This is a genomic window from Lacipirellulaceae bacterium, from assembly GCA_040218535.1.
Lineage (GTDB): Bacteria > Planctomycetota > Planctomycetia > Pirellulales > Lacipirellulaceae > Adhaeretor.
In genome coordinates this window covers 556,434-571,912 of record JAVJRG010000005.1, presented here as the reverse complement: position 1 = coordinate 571,912, position 15,479 = coordinate 556,434, and the positions used below count along the sequence as shown (strand labels likewise).

General features: G+C 55.7%; 12 protein-coding genes. 7 read left to right on the top strand and 5 right to left on the bottom strand.

Annotated features, from left to right (window positions below; genetic code table 11):
• Positions 1–200 precede the first annotated feature (200 nt).
• From RIB44_02540 to RIB44_02530, 3 genes are all read left to right on the top strand, one after another.
• Positions 201–683 carry a DinB family protein gene (locus RIB44_02540; protein ID MEQ8615450.1) on the top strand — a complete coding sequence of 161 codons (483 nt, stop codon included), beginning with the start codon at positions 201–203 and terminating at the stop codon, positions 681–683.
• Positions 684–754: 71 nt separating this feature from the next.
• Entirely contained in the window at positions 755–1,216 is a 462-nt protein-coding gene (locus RIB44_02535; protein ID MEQ8615449.1) for a hypothetical protein, read from the top strand.
• Positions 1,217–1,244: 28 nt separating this feature from the next.
• On the top strand, positions 1,245–2,168 hold the full coding sequence (locus RIB44_02530) for a cytochrome c (protein MEQ8615448.1): 924 nt from the start codon (positions 1,245–1,247) through the stop codon (positions 2,166–2,168).
• On the opposite strand, the gene RIB44_02525 is transcribed toward RIB44_02530, so the two are convergent.
• Together RIB44_02525 and RIB44_02520 are read right to left on the bottom strand one after the other, a co-directional pair.
• Positions 2,156–2,821, bottom strand: a complete 666-nt coding sequence (locus tag RIB44_02525; GenBank protein ID MEQ8615447.1) for a Fic family protein — start codon at positions 2,819–2,821, stop codon at positions 2,156–2,158. The two genes, RIB44_02530 and RIB44_02525, sit on opposite strands and share 13 nt — an antisense overlap.
• A 190-nt stretch (positions 2,822–3,011) precedes the next feature.
• Positions 3,012–3,692, bottom strand: coding sequence for a transposase (locus RIB44_02520; protein MEQ8615446.1), 681 nt, complete (start codon positions 3,690–3,692; stop codon positions 3,012–3,014).
• Between the two features lie 374 nt (positions 3,693–4,066).
• Between RIB44_02520 and RIB44_02515 the strand changes: the two genes are divergently transcribed.
• Complete coding sequence (locus tag RIB44_02515) at positions 4,067–5,932, top strand: calcium-binding protein (protein MEQ8615445.1); 1,866 nt, start codon at positions 4,067–4,069, stop codon at positions 5,930–5,932.
• Positions 5,933–5,936: 4 nt separating this feature from the next.
• Here RIB44_02515 and RIB44_02510 read toward each other — a convergent pair whose 3' ends face one another.
• On the bottom strand, positions 5,937–6,119 hold the full coding sequence (locus tag RIB44_02510; protein MEQ8615444.1) for an ATP-binding cassette domain-containing protein: 183 nt from the start codon (positions 6,117–6,119) through the stop codon (positions 5,937–5,939).
• A 300-nt stretch (positions 6,120–6,419) separates the two neighbouring features.
• Here RIB44_02510 and RIB44_02505 point away from each other — a divergent pair, with 300 nt between their 5' ends.
• The 3 genes from RIB44_02505 (at position 6,420) to RIB44_02495 (ending at position 10,769) form a co-directional block, all read left to right on the top strand.
• Positions 6,420–9,224, top strand: a complete 2,805-nt coding sequence (locus tag RIB44_02505; protein ID MEQ8615443.1) for a hypothetical protein — start codon at positions 6,420–6,422, stop codon at positions 9,222–9,224.
• 339 nt (positions 9,225–9,563) lie between these two features.
• The gene (locus tag RIB44_02500) at positions 9,564–9,938 is read left to right on the top strand and encodes a hypothetical protein (protein ID MEQ8615442.1); all 375 of its coding nucleotides are present in this window, start codon (positions 9,564–9,566) and stop codon (positions 9,936–9,938) included.
• 186 nt (positions 9,939–10,124) lie between these two features.
• Positions 10,125–10,769 carry a sigma-70 family RNA polymerase sigma factor gene (locus tag RIB44_02495; protein ID MEQ8615441.1) on the top strand — a complete coding sequence of 215 codons (645 nt, stop codon included), beginning with the start codon at positions 10,125–10,127 and terminating at the stop codon, positions 10,767–10,769.
• Positions 10,770–11,082: 313 nt separating this feature from the next.
• Here the strand turns inward: RIB44_02495 and RIB44_02490 are convergent, their stop codons facing one another.
• Positions 11,083–11,493 carry a DUF423 domain-containing protein gene (locus RIB44_02490; protein MEQ8615440.1) on the bottom strand — a complete coding sequence of 137 codons (411 nt, stop codon included), beginning with the start codon at positions 11,491–11,493 and terminating at the stop codon, positions 11,083–11,085.
• A 231-nt stretch (positions 11,494–11,724) separates the two neighbouring features.
• Entirely contained in the window at positions 11,725–15,444 is a 3,720-nt protein-coding gene (locus RIB44_02485) for a hypothetical protein (GenBank protein MEQ8615439.1), read from the bottom strand.
• Positions 15,445–15,479: the final 35 nt, after the last annotated feature.

Below are 15,479 nucleotides of genomic sequence, written 5' to 3'. Positions count from 1 at the left end.
TATTTCTACGGGAATTGTGTATGTTTAAGAGACGCTGCAAAGCACCCAAAATACACCATTGAGAGCGAGCTGGGCACCCGTGAGTTTTGTCAACGAATGACACGAACTTCACGAATGGGTTTATGGCGAACAAGATTCGTGAGATTCGCGTCATTTGTTGACAAGTATCTAGGAGTAATCGAGAGGCAGAATTTCCGACGATGAACACCGACCTCACTTTCCATGCCCTCCTCGACCTCCTCACAGAGCTGTCGTTCGGCCCTGCCGACGATGCTTCCTGGATACTCAACCCCGGCGACTTGGGGCTTTCTCAAACACTAAAGAACCTGCCAGCCGCCGTCGCCTCACAGCAACCAACTCCCGGACAAAACTCAATCGCCTCCCACACGCATCATTTGGTTTATGGCTTGTCACTCCTAAACCGCTGGGCCGGGGGAGAAGAAAACCCCTTTGCCGACGCTGACTGGAACGCGAGTTGGCAAAAACAAACCGTCAACGAGGACGAGTGGAAGAGCCTGGTCGCGGAGCTAGAAAAGGAATCACAAAATTGGATCGCCGCCGTTCAAGAGCCGCGAGAATGGGACCGCATCGCTCTGACGGGAGCAATCGGATCAGCAGTTCATCTCGCGTATCATTTCGGTGCTATTCGGCAGTTGATCGTGTTCGTTGAAAACCGCGTTTAGAGAATCGAACAAGCTGAGGGCGCGTGAGCGATAGCGCAACGCACCATGCGAATCTGAGCAAGAGTCAATTGATGTGTGACTTTCGAATTGAATTCACCGGTCCTGCCGAACGATTTCCTTGCCTAGCTCGTGTCTTTAGTCGCTTGCAAGAAGTCAAAACGGATAATCCAGCTCTCGAAGACGGTCAACGTCACGAATTAGTAGACAATCCAGCTTGGTTAGATTTACTTGATGAAACTGCAGTAGAATTGCTCACGTCTGAGATTTCTTGGCCTCTTGAGGATATCCTAGACTGCTTGCTTGCAGGCGAATACGAACTTGTATCACTATCATATACCGAAGGTGCAGGCAAATTGGTCTATGATCCATGGTCATTTCCCTTTGGTGGCACTGACCCTTTGAAGGGCATGCTTGAATCCTTTGGCTTCGAAGTCCAAATCGACTCGTTCTATGATTTGCGATCAGTCAGCCACTCCTCTTGTAAGAAACCACAATCACTAATCGCCAGAATAAGACACATCTTCCGGAAATAGTCTTTAACTTCAGTCCAATAAACTGTCTATGAAATTCGCCTTGGCTTTTAATTTCGTATTCGCATGCTTCGTTCCAAGTCTTGGACATTCGAAGGAACCCCCGAGACGCGCCAAACCTCCCGTATGGTCACGCGACGTTCTCGACGCCTTCTTCGACGACGCCCGCGAGCATCTCGTCGGCGAACGGCCGGCATCAGCAAACACTACGAACACACAATTAGCTTCGAAAAACGCCGCCGGTGAGCAACCCGCCACTGGAGGCTTCGCGTGGTCTCAGCGGATCAGTGCGGAGACGGTCACGCAAGAAATCAAACGCGTCGCCAACACCCTCCGCACGCCGTTGGCCAACCCTAGCCGCTTCAAGTCGGGCGGCTTTCAAGAGTGCCGTCAGAGCTTTGCCCAACTGGCCGTGCTGTTTGGAATCCTCGCCGAACACGATAAAAAACCACGGTGGCAGCAGGAAGCCACCGGGCTGCGAATGGCCTTCGCCAAAACAGCCGAGAATTGCAAAGTCGCCACGGACCAAAGCTATCGCGATGCCACACTCCGCAAGCAAGACCTTGAGGACCTCCTCCGCGGCCAGCGTCCTACCATCGAACCGGCTGAGCTTCCCAAGTGGAGCACACTTGCCGACCGCGAACTGCTCATGCGTTGGATGGAAACCTCCCAAGAAAACGTCGGCCCGATGCTCGCCAACGAACGCGCCTTCAAACGCGAAAACGAAAAGCTCCAACAACAGGCCCAGCTGCTCTCCGCCCTCGGCGAAATCGTCCAACGCGAAGAATACGACTACTGGGACGACGACGGTTATCTCGAATACGCCCGCGCGCTGCAAACCAGCGCCAGCGAAGTTAGTGACGCAGCCAGCGTAGGCGATTTCCCCAAGGCGCGCGAAGCGGCAGGGCGAGTGGGGCAATCGTGCAGTCAGTGCCACGAGGATTATCGCGGGTAATTCCCCCGCCACACGCCGAACCATTCTTTCAGCAGTTGCTCCAGCATCCCCGGGTAATGCTGGTAGTTCTGCAGGGCGATACCTACCGTGTTGTCGTAAGGCCGCGGGTGAATCGTCCACTCGGGGCTCACTTCGATGTCACCCCGCTCTGCCAGTAGTGTGAGCATCAGCCGTGCAATGTGTCCATTGCCTTCGGCGTAAGGGTGAATCAGGCAGACCAACGCGAATATCCGCGCGCAAGCGGTTAAGTGTCGTTCTGCAGGCAGCCGCTCTTGCCACGTTGTTTCGATCAGTACGTTCAGATTGTCCATGGAACGAGCCACATCACGCGGATGCATGGTGACGTCGTATTCTTTTAAGCCCGGCGTGTCCGGGTAAGTGATCACCGCGCGGCGTTCAGCGAGAATCGTCCCCGGCTCGCCCCGATAGGTTCCGGCCATTTCCTCTTCACCCGCCGAGGTTAACGGCTCGAACAACCGGTGATGCACCTCCCGTGTGTCGAGCAAAAACGCAAGCTGCTCCTGCTCACTTGCTTGCCGTAACTCGGCCAGCACCCGCGGGCACTCCGCTGCCAATCGCTCTTGCGCCTCGGGCCTGTTGTGCAAGTCCCAAGCGGGGGCAATCGGCGGCGACGGTTCATTTTGATCGGGCATAGGGCGTGTCAATTCGCGTCGGGAAAACGGCGTAGCCCCGGCATCGATGTCGGGCTCTCAACATTATGCCCGAATTTTTCCCGGAGGGCAGCCACAAGTAGCCCTACCGCTCCGCGGTAGGAAAGCCGGAGCCTTCATAAACACCTCAAAACCTGCCGGTCGCCCATACCCGACTCAGCTTCTGCGTTTCCTATCGCGGAGCGATAGGGCTACTGGTGAAGTGCAGGTACTCGCCGGGCTTCAGTCCGGCTTTATCACCATTGCTGGCAATGTAACGACGCAGGGCTTCGTACTGCTCGACCGAGCGAACCAAGTGATCGAAGCCATCTTGTTGCCAAAAATGCCCTGACCGTCCCACCTGTTTGTTGATTAATCGCGCATGGTAGTGCTTCCAACCGGCACACTGCTTCAGCATGGCCTCAGCATCAGCAAAGGAGGCAAGCAGATGAACGTGGTTGGGCATGACGATGAAATCAGTCACTTGATAGCGATCGCCATCAAACTTGAGAAGACTGTCGCTCACAATGCGGGCGAGACACGGCTCTCGCAAGAGACAGTCGCCATGACAGTTATCGAGATGCCGATGCCAACGTCGAGCAAACTTGCGAGTGAACTCACCGAGCAATCGAGTATCCAAATGTTTCAGTTGCGTCTTCCAATCAGAAGCCCGCGGGTCGATGCGGCGCTCCCACAACCAATCGTCTTGTTCTGCGCGCCAACGCCTTAATACGGATCGGGGGATTGAGTCGATCGTCCTCCAAGTCATGAAACAGACAGTTCCTGCTTGCGCCCAATGCGGTAGTTTCCTCTCCACCACCGTGAACTCGCTCGCCGGGTCAAAAACTTGCAGCGGCCACAAACAATCGCTCATGCCAATAAGTATACATATGTTTATGTTCACTGCAAACCGTAGCCCTACCGCTCCGCGGTAGGAAAGCAGCATCCTTCAGATACGCCCGATTTCCAGGCGGTCGTCCAAGCCCCACCCAGCTTCCACAGTTCCTGTCGCGGAGCGACACCCCAAGTAGCCCTACCGCTCCGCGGTAGGAAAGCTGAAGCCGTCAAAAGACTTACATCATTGAATAGAGGTGCGAAGTTCCTCACAGCTTCTGCGATTCCTGTCGCGGAGCGACAGGGCTACATTTTTGCCCCCTACTCTGGCGGGGCGTGGTGCTGTGCCTTAACATAAACGCACCCGGGATCGCTCGTCCTGCCCACCCTCCTCTTGCTGCAAGGCCCCTCCTGATGCCGCTTCCTTCTGCTGCTGACTTGGCTCGTGAGGAGCACGCACTCTTCGATTTCGTCAGCCGCGCGACCAATCCTGCCGCGTCAATGTCCGGCGAGTACCCTTGTGATCATTCTGGTGCGCCCGATCCCCCAGTGGTAGGAAATACGAGCGCGATCTTTGGCTTTCACGGCACGGAAACCCAAATCGACCTGACGCTGCAGAACCCTTACACCAATGAACAGATTTCGATTCAAGGGCTCTACAACGTCAACAGCGGGGAGTACACCGGGGACACACGCGATAATTCTCTTATCTTTACTCCACTAAGTGACTTCCTTCAATTGACGAGCGATCAAGGAGAGCAAGTCGTCTCTTGGATTGACATTATGGAAGGTGGTGATGGCAACGACGTGATCATTCTGTCGCACCCGACCCTGCGTTACGGCGACACGACGATTCTTGGCAACAATGGCAACGACCTTATTTGGGCGAATGCCTGCCACGATACCATCTTCGGCGGCGACGGCGACGATGAGATCAACGGCGGGCCGGGCAATGATGAACTTCGCGGTGAGGACGACAACGACATCTTGAGTGGTGCTAGTGGTCACGATGATCTATATGGCGGTCATGGGAATGACCTTCTTATCGGACATGAGGGAAACGACCTGTTAAACGGCGACGCGGGCAACGACTTCCTCAACGCCGGTGCTGGCGTGGATGCGTTGCATGGCGGCCCGGACACGGACAACCTTTACTTCAACGCAGATAACACTTGGAACGACTTCGCGGCAGAGCGTGGGGCTAGTTTCATCACGCGCAATGCGGGCGACCCGGCCAATCCTCGTAACGGTGGGCAGCGGGTATCGCTCGCGGGCTACAATCAAACGTACGATTTGTACGATGGGGGAGACGACTTCAGCGACGCACTTGTGCTCACTGACGGCAGCGACGCCTTTTTCCTCCATGATCTCCAAAGCCCCTTCGCCGAAGACCCCAGCACGGCGCGCCTGCGGCAGACAGAAGTTATCGACGCGGGCGAGGGTGACGATCTGGTCGACCTGACTTCCAACTCCCTCACCTACGGCCTAATCTTCGTTCTGGGTGGCGACGGGAACGACATCATTTGGGCGAATGCCGGTAACGATTTTCTCTCTGGTGATGAAGGCGATGATGAGCTTGCTGGCAACTCGGGGGATGACGTTCTCTCTGGCGGCGTTGGTAATAACATCTTGTATGTTGGCTTAGGCCGTGATGAGATTCATGCAGGCGATGGAAGTAACTCGATCGTCTTCACGCACTTCGACGAATTCGAAGAATTAGTCAACGATTTCACGACCAGCGGCACACACGCTGACACGCTCGACCTCTCACGCATTCTTCAAGGGTATGATCCGGCGACCGATGACATCAACGATTTTGTCTCGATCGGAACGTTCACCGACTCAGGAGACAACTCAACTCACCCCGGGCTCTTCGTGAACCAAGATGGCGATGTGGGCGGGGATTTCACAGGCCTCGTGGTACTGCTCGATACTACGCTCAGTGGCACGGTCGAAGACCTGATCAACGCTGGCGTCCTCATCGTTGATCCCAGCACCGCCCCCGCAAACTTCGAGGATGCGGACTTCGATCTCGACGGAGCCGTCGATGGTGAGGATTTCCTCGCGTGGCAACGGGGCGAGGGGGACGCCAACGGCGACGAAACCACCGACGCCGCGGACCTGGGAGTCTTTGCAGGCCAATACGGCACCCTAGAAGTCCACCCCACCGGCCCCGGCGGAACGCCACTCGCCGCCGTGCCCGAGCCCGGGGGCATGAGCCTGGTAATCAGTGCCCTACTGCCCGTGTGCTGGTGGATTCGTCGGAAGCGCGAGAGTTAGAGTGCTAATGTGATCCGCAATCCGGCTGGATGATTCTCAAGATCATCCGGATTGTCGTCGTCTTACCCGATCCGTTGGGTCCAATGAATCCGTACAGCGATCCCCGCGGCACGGTCAGCGAAAGATCCGAAACCGCGGTGTGTTCCCCGTAGGTCTTGGTGACGTCGCTAATGCGAATAGCGTCCAATGGAGATCTCCTTGAAGAGTAGCGAATGAAAGCGTGTTTCGTTTCGCGGCACCATATCTTGGAACCGCCAAGTCACAATTCGCAAACCTTTCGATCATCGATTCGCAGCGGACCTAGCTTCGGGCCTGCCTCTTTTTGTCTACAAATTACCGCAAGTGACGAGGAGAAACACGGTGAATTAGGCAATAAGGTCATTCAAAGAGAAAGGCACCTATTCAACACCGGAGACATTATTCTAGTGAGAATGCACACCTCAGCGTGTCTTTTCCTTGGTTTTCTCATTTGAATTAACGGAACAGGATGAAGCCACAACTTACAGACCTTGGTCGACGTCTACAGCGTCGTTCAACTCGGCAAAATCACTACGGATTCGAGCAACTTGAACCACGCAACTTGCTGGCCGTTGTCGTCGCGGATTACGTCAACGACTATTCGGCCCCCAGCCCGTCGGGCAACTGGCAATATCTGTGGAATGCCAGCGGCGAATTCGGCACACCAACCAATTACGCCGCGATGACGCACGAGGCTTGGCGTTACCGGCCTTCTGCGACGACTGAGTTCCCCTACTTGGGCGAAACCTTCGCTCACTCGGGCTCCGGCGTGGACGAAGCGGATTCGGGAGGAATTGATCGCTACGCGATCGCCGCGTACACCGTAACCGAGGCTGGGCACTACGAAATCACCGACAGTCTGGTTACCCGTAATGGCATGTACGGCGATGGCGTCGAAGTCTCAGTCCATGTTAATGGCGAACCCGTGTCCCAGTTGTTGAGCCTCGCTCCAGCGAGCTCAGGAAGTTTCGATACCGTGTTGGGCAACCTTACCGCGGGAGATACGATCTACGTCGGCCTCGGACCAGACGGACCTGGTGCTGGCTCTGCTAAGGGACAAGATGGCGTAAGCTTCGACTTTTCGATCACGATCGATGAAACGGAACCGGCCGAACCGGTGACCGTCTCCGTCGATCTGGAAACACAGCGTTTCCTGGGCGATGTCTCGGAGTTAGATCGCGACAAGTATTTCACGTTTCATTCTGGCGCAGGCTCTGATTCCCAAATCACCGCCTTCCGAAACGAATACGATGTCGAGTTCGGGCGTCGTTTCTGGGGCCCCCTTCCCTATGCAAGAAACCAAACAGGGCAAGTCGGCGTTTATCCTAACGTCACACCTTCCTCGGATCAGTCAGTGCGACCGGTTTATCGAATGGTAGACACTGGTCACCCACGGGATGCCCTCCGTTGGGACACCGACGTGCAAGCCGCTGCCGATTGGGTGACGACCTACTACACAACCGTCGTCAACGACGTCCCCGAGTTCTACGAGCCCATGAACGAGCCGTTTGTGCACGCCGGGGATTCTGAGTTCTCCGATGCTCCCAGCACAGCAGCGATGCGTCAGAAGATGGCCGAGCTATACGCCGCCATTGGTGAAGCCGTCGATAACACGCCCGCTTTGGCCAACATGAACGTCGTGGGGTACGCCAGCGCGTGGCCTTCGATGGAGCTCTGGGACTTTGGCCACTGGGACACCCGGATGAAGATGTTCATGGATGTCGCCGGCGACCATATGGACGCTTTTTCGGTGCACCTTTACGACGGTGTGAACGTCACGGGCCAGAACAATCGCCGGTCAGGGAGCAATTCGGAGGCCATTCTCGATCTGGTCGAAACCTACAGCTACGCGAAGTGGGGCGTCGTCAAACCGCATGCTCTCACCGAGTACGGCGGGATTGAGCAGGGCTACGGCGACACCTACAGCGACCTTCGCTCCGCCCAAAGCCTCCGCTCGATCAATCATCTGCTTTTCAATTTTCTGGAGCGGGAAGATGATGTCCTGATCAGCGTGCCGTTCATCACCGACAAGTCGGAGTGGTTCCTGAACCCGGCCAATAATTGCGAGCCCTACGGCGGGGCGCTTTGGAGGCTCGCCAATCACAGCGGTGGCAACTGTAACGGAACCTTCGAGTACACCTGGCGCATCCACTTCTTTGACCTTTGGAAAGACGTCCAAGGCAAACGTGGGGTGATCGACACTTCCGACCCTGACATTCAAGCTCAACTGTTTGTCGATGGCAACACGGCTTACGTAGCCGTCAACAATCTGGCGGACAACACACAGACCGTCGATCTCAATTTCCTTTCCGGGTTAGACGGCTTGCAGAACGTCGAGATTCGGGAGATGGAAGTCCCCATCAACGGCACGCCGACTTACACGGAAACCAACCAAACCACGGCACCCGAGAGCGTCACGCTCAACACGGGCGGAACGGCGGTGCTGGTCTACAACTTCGATTCCCCGATCGAATTCAACAAGACGGTCCACTCGGAGAAGTATTACACCTCGACGCACCTTCAATCGATTAATGCGAGTCAAGCAATCACCTTCAATTTCAACGGCGTCGAAACCGCCAGTGAGGGCGAAGGGATCTTGCGTATGAGCATTGGTCGCAAGCACGATCGTTCAAAAGCGCCCGTCGTCACCGTCAACGGAACGAACGTCGACGTTCCCGTCGACTGGAAGGGCTACGACCAAGCCAATCGCGACGACTTCTTCGGCATGATCGAAATCCCCGTGTCGATGGATCTGCTGGCGACAAACAACACGGTTTCGGTGACTTTCCCAGACAGCGGCGGACGTGTCAGCTCGATGATCCTCGCCGTCGAAGCGGTCGAATCCACAGCTACCGGCGACTTCGACAGTGACGGCGACACCGATGGTTTTGATTTCCTCACGTGGCAAAGCGGTTTCTCAAACCCCTACGACGCAACCGACCTCACCGACTGGCAAGACAACTACGGACAATCCTCGCCGTCGACCACAGTGGCAAGTAGTCTCGCTGCAATCGCAACACCGTCACTCGATGCCGAACTCTTCGATGCGGCCCAGGCCATGCACTTGCAAACAAGCATCGAGGAATCTGAACAAGAACCCGCCGCAGATCATGCTCCACTCGAAGTGGTCTTCGCGATCGCTGGCGGAACTACCGATTCGGTCCTTCAGGCCGAACCAGTGGCTATCGATCAGCTAGCCCTCGCTGAAAGCGAAGCAGAGTCCTCCAACCAGACGTGGCTAGACGATGAATTGCTTGAGAAGGTCTTTAGTTAGTTCGCTCTGCGTAGATCGAGGCCACCTTCGGAGCCAATGGCCCCGGCAAATATTGCCTTAAAGTACTGCACGGTAATAACTTGCGTCCGAACTAGGATTTCCCTTTTTTTCTTCCCATTCGCGCGAACCCAACGCCCGATGTAGTAGTCTTAGGGGCGTTCAGTGGGAAATCTGGTCCTTTAGGCTCAGGATCGCAGTTCATCTTTCGCTTGACCTGACGGTTTCCCCCTGACACACTTCACTTAGAAGCAGTGCAGATCCTTTGTTCCCCGAGGCAACGATGCCTCGCAAAGACTGCCAAACTCTCTCGAACGGCGTTAAGAGCGCACGAGGGTCATTATGCGTATTGCAATCACAAATATCAGCAACCTTGGCAACATCATCGCCCGCGGCATCGTCGCAGGTTTCAGTGCCAAGCTGATTGTGCGCAATGACTCGACCCTCAGTGGCTTTTCACAGCGCCTGCCCGTATTGGGCCAATCAGCAAGAGTCGTCGTCGATCACCTAGTTGATCGGCTAGGGGTGCTAGCGCATGCCCTAGCTGCGTCCACTTGGATGGCGCGACTCCACGCGATGTGGTTGGGAATGCCTACGTTAACGGCATCCCCGATTACGACGCCGGCGACGGCCACCTGTTATCGCGGACTGTGTTATGCAGCCACGAAACAAGGCCAGACAAAACGCTTTGCCAAGCGTCACGTCGCCGCCGGCTAGCAAGCCGCAAGTTACCGCGAGAAATCGCCTAACTCACATCGGTTTGCTTCGCTCCACTGAGCGGAACCTGTGCTACTCGCTAGCACCCACGGTTTTGCTCCACCGGATCCTTTGCTGAACACTTCACGGCCTTTCCAAAGCATCCTCCACAAGTGAGGGCTTTCAAGGGCCAGATTCGAGAGAACCATGGCTACTGCCTTATTTGAAGCATCATTAGAACCCCAATTTGCTACCGAAGAGTCCAACGCTTTCGTTGCACCTGAGTCGATCCCTGTTGACTACAGCGAATTAGACACCGCCGAGTTGGTCGTCCTCTCGCAAGAGGACGACAACGGCGCGTTCAACGAGCTGTACAGCCGGTTCGAGCGCATGGTGTACGGAGTCTGCTACCAGCGGCTTCGCGATCACGCGGACGTCGAGGAAGTCGCCCAAGAGGTGTTCATCAAGGCGTTCCAGAAGCTCTACCAGTTGCAGGAGCCTGCGGCTTTCGCAGGTTGGTTGAAGTCGATTGCCGTTCGGCAAGCGATCAACCGCAGCGTTCGACGTCCGAAGTCGGTAGCTGTTGAGCCTCAGACTTTGGAGAGCGTCGTGGGCGAGGATTCCGTCGCTTTGGAATCGCTGCTCGGCGACGAACGCGTCGGCCAGTTGCACGACGGCTTGAACCGCCTGGCGAAGTTGGATCGCAGCACTTTGGTTGCGTTCTACTTGAAGGGGCGCACTTTGCACGAAATGAGCGACGAGTTCGCCGCTCCGCTGGGAACCATCAAACGACGTTTGCACGTAGCTCGGAAGCGACTCGCGAAGGAGTTGGAGTTTCTGCAAGCGGTATAGCTCGCTTGAGCAGAATGAGTTGGTTTCTCTGAAACCGAGAAGATGTGTTATTCGCAAAGCGCGGCGTCGTGGGTAGAACTTGCGACGTCGCGTTTTTTCGTTGAAACCTTTTGTAGCGCGCGAGTAATCAAATACGCCGAAGGCGTTACGCAACATAGCCCAGGGTTCGATCATCACGAGCCCCAGCGAGTGTGATCGTACCCTGGGTTATGGTGCCCCACCCATGAGCGACCGAGCGAAACGGATCGAAAATTCATCACGTATGGCCGAGGTCGCAACCAGTTGACGTCGACTTTTCTTGGAAAACACGGCTTCAAGCCTCGATCTTGGTCCAAGCATAGTACGCCAACCGCCCCCACACCACGAGGAATGCCAGCCCACCGATCGGCGTGATCATCCCAAGTTTTCTCCAAGGCTCCGGTCCGAGGGTCATCGCGTAGAGCGAGCCGCTGAATAACACCACGCCGAGCAAAAAAGCGATGGCAGCAAATCCCAATTGCCTTTGCGGGAATTGCATTGCTAAACAGGCCAGCCCGAGCAGGGCTAGGCCGTGATAGAGTTGGTACCGCACACCAGTTTCGAGCCACTCGGCCCGTTTCTCTAAGTTGTCTGTACGGCCTAGTCGGTCGAGTGCCTTACCTAAGCCATGGGCCCCGAACGCACCAATGGCCACGCCAGTGAGCATCACCAGTGCTGCGGAGAGAAGAATCAAACGTACTGACATGTTTAGGCTCATTAGTAGTTGAGAACTGTTTCGCCGCGGGAACTTGTACCGCGCTCTGACGTAATTCTAACACGCACAGCCCTAGAGAATACCGCTGCACCTGGGGAGGCGTAGCTCCCCGGCTACTCACTGCCTACTGCCTACTGCCTACTGCCCACTAAAAAAAACGTCGCACGAAACCAATCCGGCTCCGCGCGACGTTGAGATTCTCGAGATCGATCTAGCTTCAAGCTAGAACGATAGTCCCAGTCGTTCTTCCTCTTCCTCCTGAATAATGATGTGTGGCGTGACCATCATCATCAGGCTGTCGGTTTCGCGACCGATACCCACGTTACGGAACAAGCGATCTAAGTACGGCACCTTACTCAACAACGGTACGCCAAACTCATTACGACCTTCCTGCAATCGTTTGATACCACCAAGCAGCACCGTGCCACCGTCGGGGACGCTTACCGTTGTTGCTACCGAGATCACCTGGAACGTCGGCAACTGGACCGTCGTACCGCTACGGATGGTTTGCTGAGAGTTGTCGTCCGACTCGTTATTCCCATCATCGTCACCATCGGTGGTGTTGCTGGTGTTCGTCGTGGTTTCTGAACCATCGAAAGTGAACGTCTGCACGTCACCAATCTGACTGAAGAATGGCACCAGGGTGAGACGGACATAACGCCGGTCATCAGAAACCACTGCCTGCACCGTCATCATCGTCCCCTCGGAGAGCACCACAATCACCGGCTGCTGGGCAGCAGCAAACTCACCGACCACTGGAATCACGCTAATCACGAATGGCACGAACGCGGTATCCACAACGATCGCCTGTTGTCCATTGAAAAGCGTCACCTTCGGTGCGTTGAGCTGGTTCGCACGACGGTCACCCTGGGCGGCCGTGATGAAGAAATACGCCTCGATGTCGCTCAGGATTGAGAAGCCAAACGTCGCGAAGTCGCTCGGTGTTCCAAATTGAGGGTTGGAGAGCGTGAACGATCCCTGACGAAACTCAGTGTCCAGAGCCACGTTGAACAAGGGTCCGGCGTTGCCATCATTGGCTCCAGAAATACCGACGATAGAACTTGGCTGGCCTGGGGCATAAGAGGTTTGAGCCCCAGCACCCTCCGTCACAGGGACAAAGGGAATGTTATCCTCGATGTTAAAATCGAAATCGATTCCGATCCGCTCGAAGAACTCATCCGAGAGCCGAATGAACCGTACTTCGATCGTCACCTGCAAATCTTGTTGACGACGCAGTTGCTCAAGCAAATCGCGAATCTGTTCGTGGACTCTCTGCGTTTGGCTGATTACCAAGCTGAGGTTGGTGGGGAAGGGTTGAATCTCCCCTTCACCCGTACCATTCTCCATCCAACTATCGTGCTCGACGGTCGAAACGATCAAGTCGATCAGCGAATCGAAGTCAGCATTTGCAGCTCCACCCAGCGGAGGTCCGCTCCCTTGGGAAGAGACACTCCCCGTACCGGGGCCACCGAAGTTCGCTTGGCCAAGCTGATTACGTCCGAGCGGTCCCGCGGCCGGCGCAACTCCGCCACTGTCCACCAAGCCCGCCATTGGGCCAGGCGTGCCGAGATTGCCCGTCATGGCCGTCGCGGCATAGGCATCGTTGATCAAACCTTGGAGTCCCATATTCGTGCTTGGCACAAAGTTCGGGATGGGAATGACCAGGTCAGCCACGTTGTAGGTTTCGACCATCACATCACCATCGCGAATTTCCTCGCTGGTAATCTTCAGCACTTCGTCCTTGATCGTGTAAGTCAGGCCGAGAGGCTCAAGGATCAGTTGCAGTGCGCTCTTGAGCGACACCTGTCGCTTGAGATCAATCGTAATTGGTGTATCCGATCGTACGGCCTGCTGGCTCAAGCCGAGTGGATCAAGGTGAATGTTCACCCCAGCTAGGTCGGACAGACCCTCAATAACCGAAGCGAGCGGAGTTTCGTTATAGCTAACACTAACGTCCGTTTTCAGCTTCTGCTCAATCTCCAACTCGCGAGCATTTCGTCGCGAGGTATAGTCGCTTGAGCCCTTTCGCTTGGCAATCTGTTCCCAGTCCTGACCGAAACCATAGTCACGCGTTGCGTTGACCATCGCATCAGCGCTGACGCCACGAATGTCGAGCATCGTCCCGGCGAATCCTTCCTCGCTCTTGTCGATGATCTCGCGGTTTAAGTCTTCGCGACGACGTGTTTTCGCTTGCCGCCAAACTTGTTGGGCGACCAACTCTTTGGGGGCCATCTCGTACAACTTGTTTGCCACGACCTCAGCTTCGGCGAAACGTTGCTCATCGCTCAGCTTGTTGAACTGGTCAACCAGTTCAGCAATTCGCTCACCGACTTCCACCTTCATCCGGCTGCGACGGTCGTTCTCCTCCAACACGGCACGGTTGGCCGCTTCGAGGTCGATCTCTGCTTGGTTGTCCTTGATGTACTTCTCTGTTGAAGCAAGATTCTTGTTCACGCTAGAAAGCAGCCGTCCCTGAGTCCTTGAATCAAGGCCCGAGTCTTCAACGAGCTTGGTTGCTTCCATAAGCAGTTCACGCGAACGGAGCGGATCGAGCTCGCGAATCCGCGTCGCCTCGGATTGCTTCTTGGACACGTCTGACCAGATTTGTCGTGCCAAAACGGAGCGTTCATCATCCACTGAGCCGAGCAGGCCGCCGCCAGCCTGAGGGGCAGGCAACTCACGGCTGTCCGCCGGGGCAACTGATAGCATCTGCAAGTGGCCCTGCAACCGCTGCTGGCTGACGAGGTCCAATGAGTCCTTATTCTCAAAAGCCTCTTTGAAGGAATCCAATGCCGCGGCACGCTGCCCGCTGCGCAAGAGCTCTTCACCTTGCTTGAGCAGTTCATTCGCATCGACAGGTGCTGGCTTCGGAAGAGGAAGCACTTCCCCGTCGTAACCTCCTGAGATTCCTTGCGTCAATTGAACGTTTCCGCCAGACGATTGCGGAACTTCCGCACCCGCTGGGGTCACTGCGTTGTCTTGCTTGATCGCGTTTGGAGCCGCAACTTGGCTGGGCTGCGTTGCCCGAGCGGTCTGCGAGTTCGCTTGCTCGCGAAGCATCGCGATCTGTTGCAGTACATCCTGAGGTGCCACTTCATTAGCAGCAAATTGATTGCTCAACTGTCCAGCTTCGCTGGCAGTGCGCTCAGCCGTTTCGAGATCGCCCCAATGGGTGAGTGCTTCAGACTGAACTACTAAATACTTCGCATAGGCGTGCCGCCAAGAGTCGCCCTGTGGATCAGCTTTACGAATCTGAGCGATCCGACGACACTCGTCGATCGAAGCTTGCACGCGTTCAGGCGAGTCCTCATCCGCCTGATAGACGACCTGCTGCTGTTGAGCATGAGCAAGGAACTGCTGAGCACGAGGCAAGTCCCCCACGGACAGTGCCTGGCGAGCTGTCAGCAATGCATGGTCACTTGCTTCACGACCACTTTTCGTAAGATCGCGCTTCACTCCAGCGATGATTTGTGTTTCGCCATCGGGCACTTCAACAACTGTTGTAGGTTTCACCACATTGATTTCAGTGGGAAGCTTCACCTGCTGGGCTGCGGCTGTCGTACCGGCCAGAAACGGATCTTGCTTCGGCGACTCGGGCTGTCGTTTGAACGCAGCCAACGGATTAAAGCTAGGTCGCTTGCTGCTTCCCTGCTCCGTCACTCTGAGCCAATCTTGGCGAACCTTCTTCGCGGTATCACCAAAATGGAGCTTTGGATAACGAACCTCCGAGCGTTCAGCAACGGTGAGCAGACGGTTCGCCTCCTCCAAGTTACCTGCCTTAAGAGCGGCTCGGGATTGGCTGACTAAAGCGTCTAATTGCTGGCGATTCTCAGGAACCACGAGCTTGCTTTTTCCACCCTGGGCCAGCGCCAGAGGGCCAACAGCCGTAGCTGTGAGCAGTGCAAGTAAACCAGCAGCGATTACGTTTGAAGTCCGTTTCAACTCAGTTCTCCTTATCGAGACGCCCCTTCGTTTCA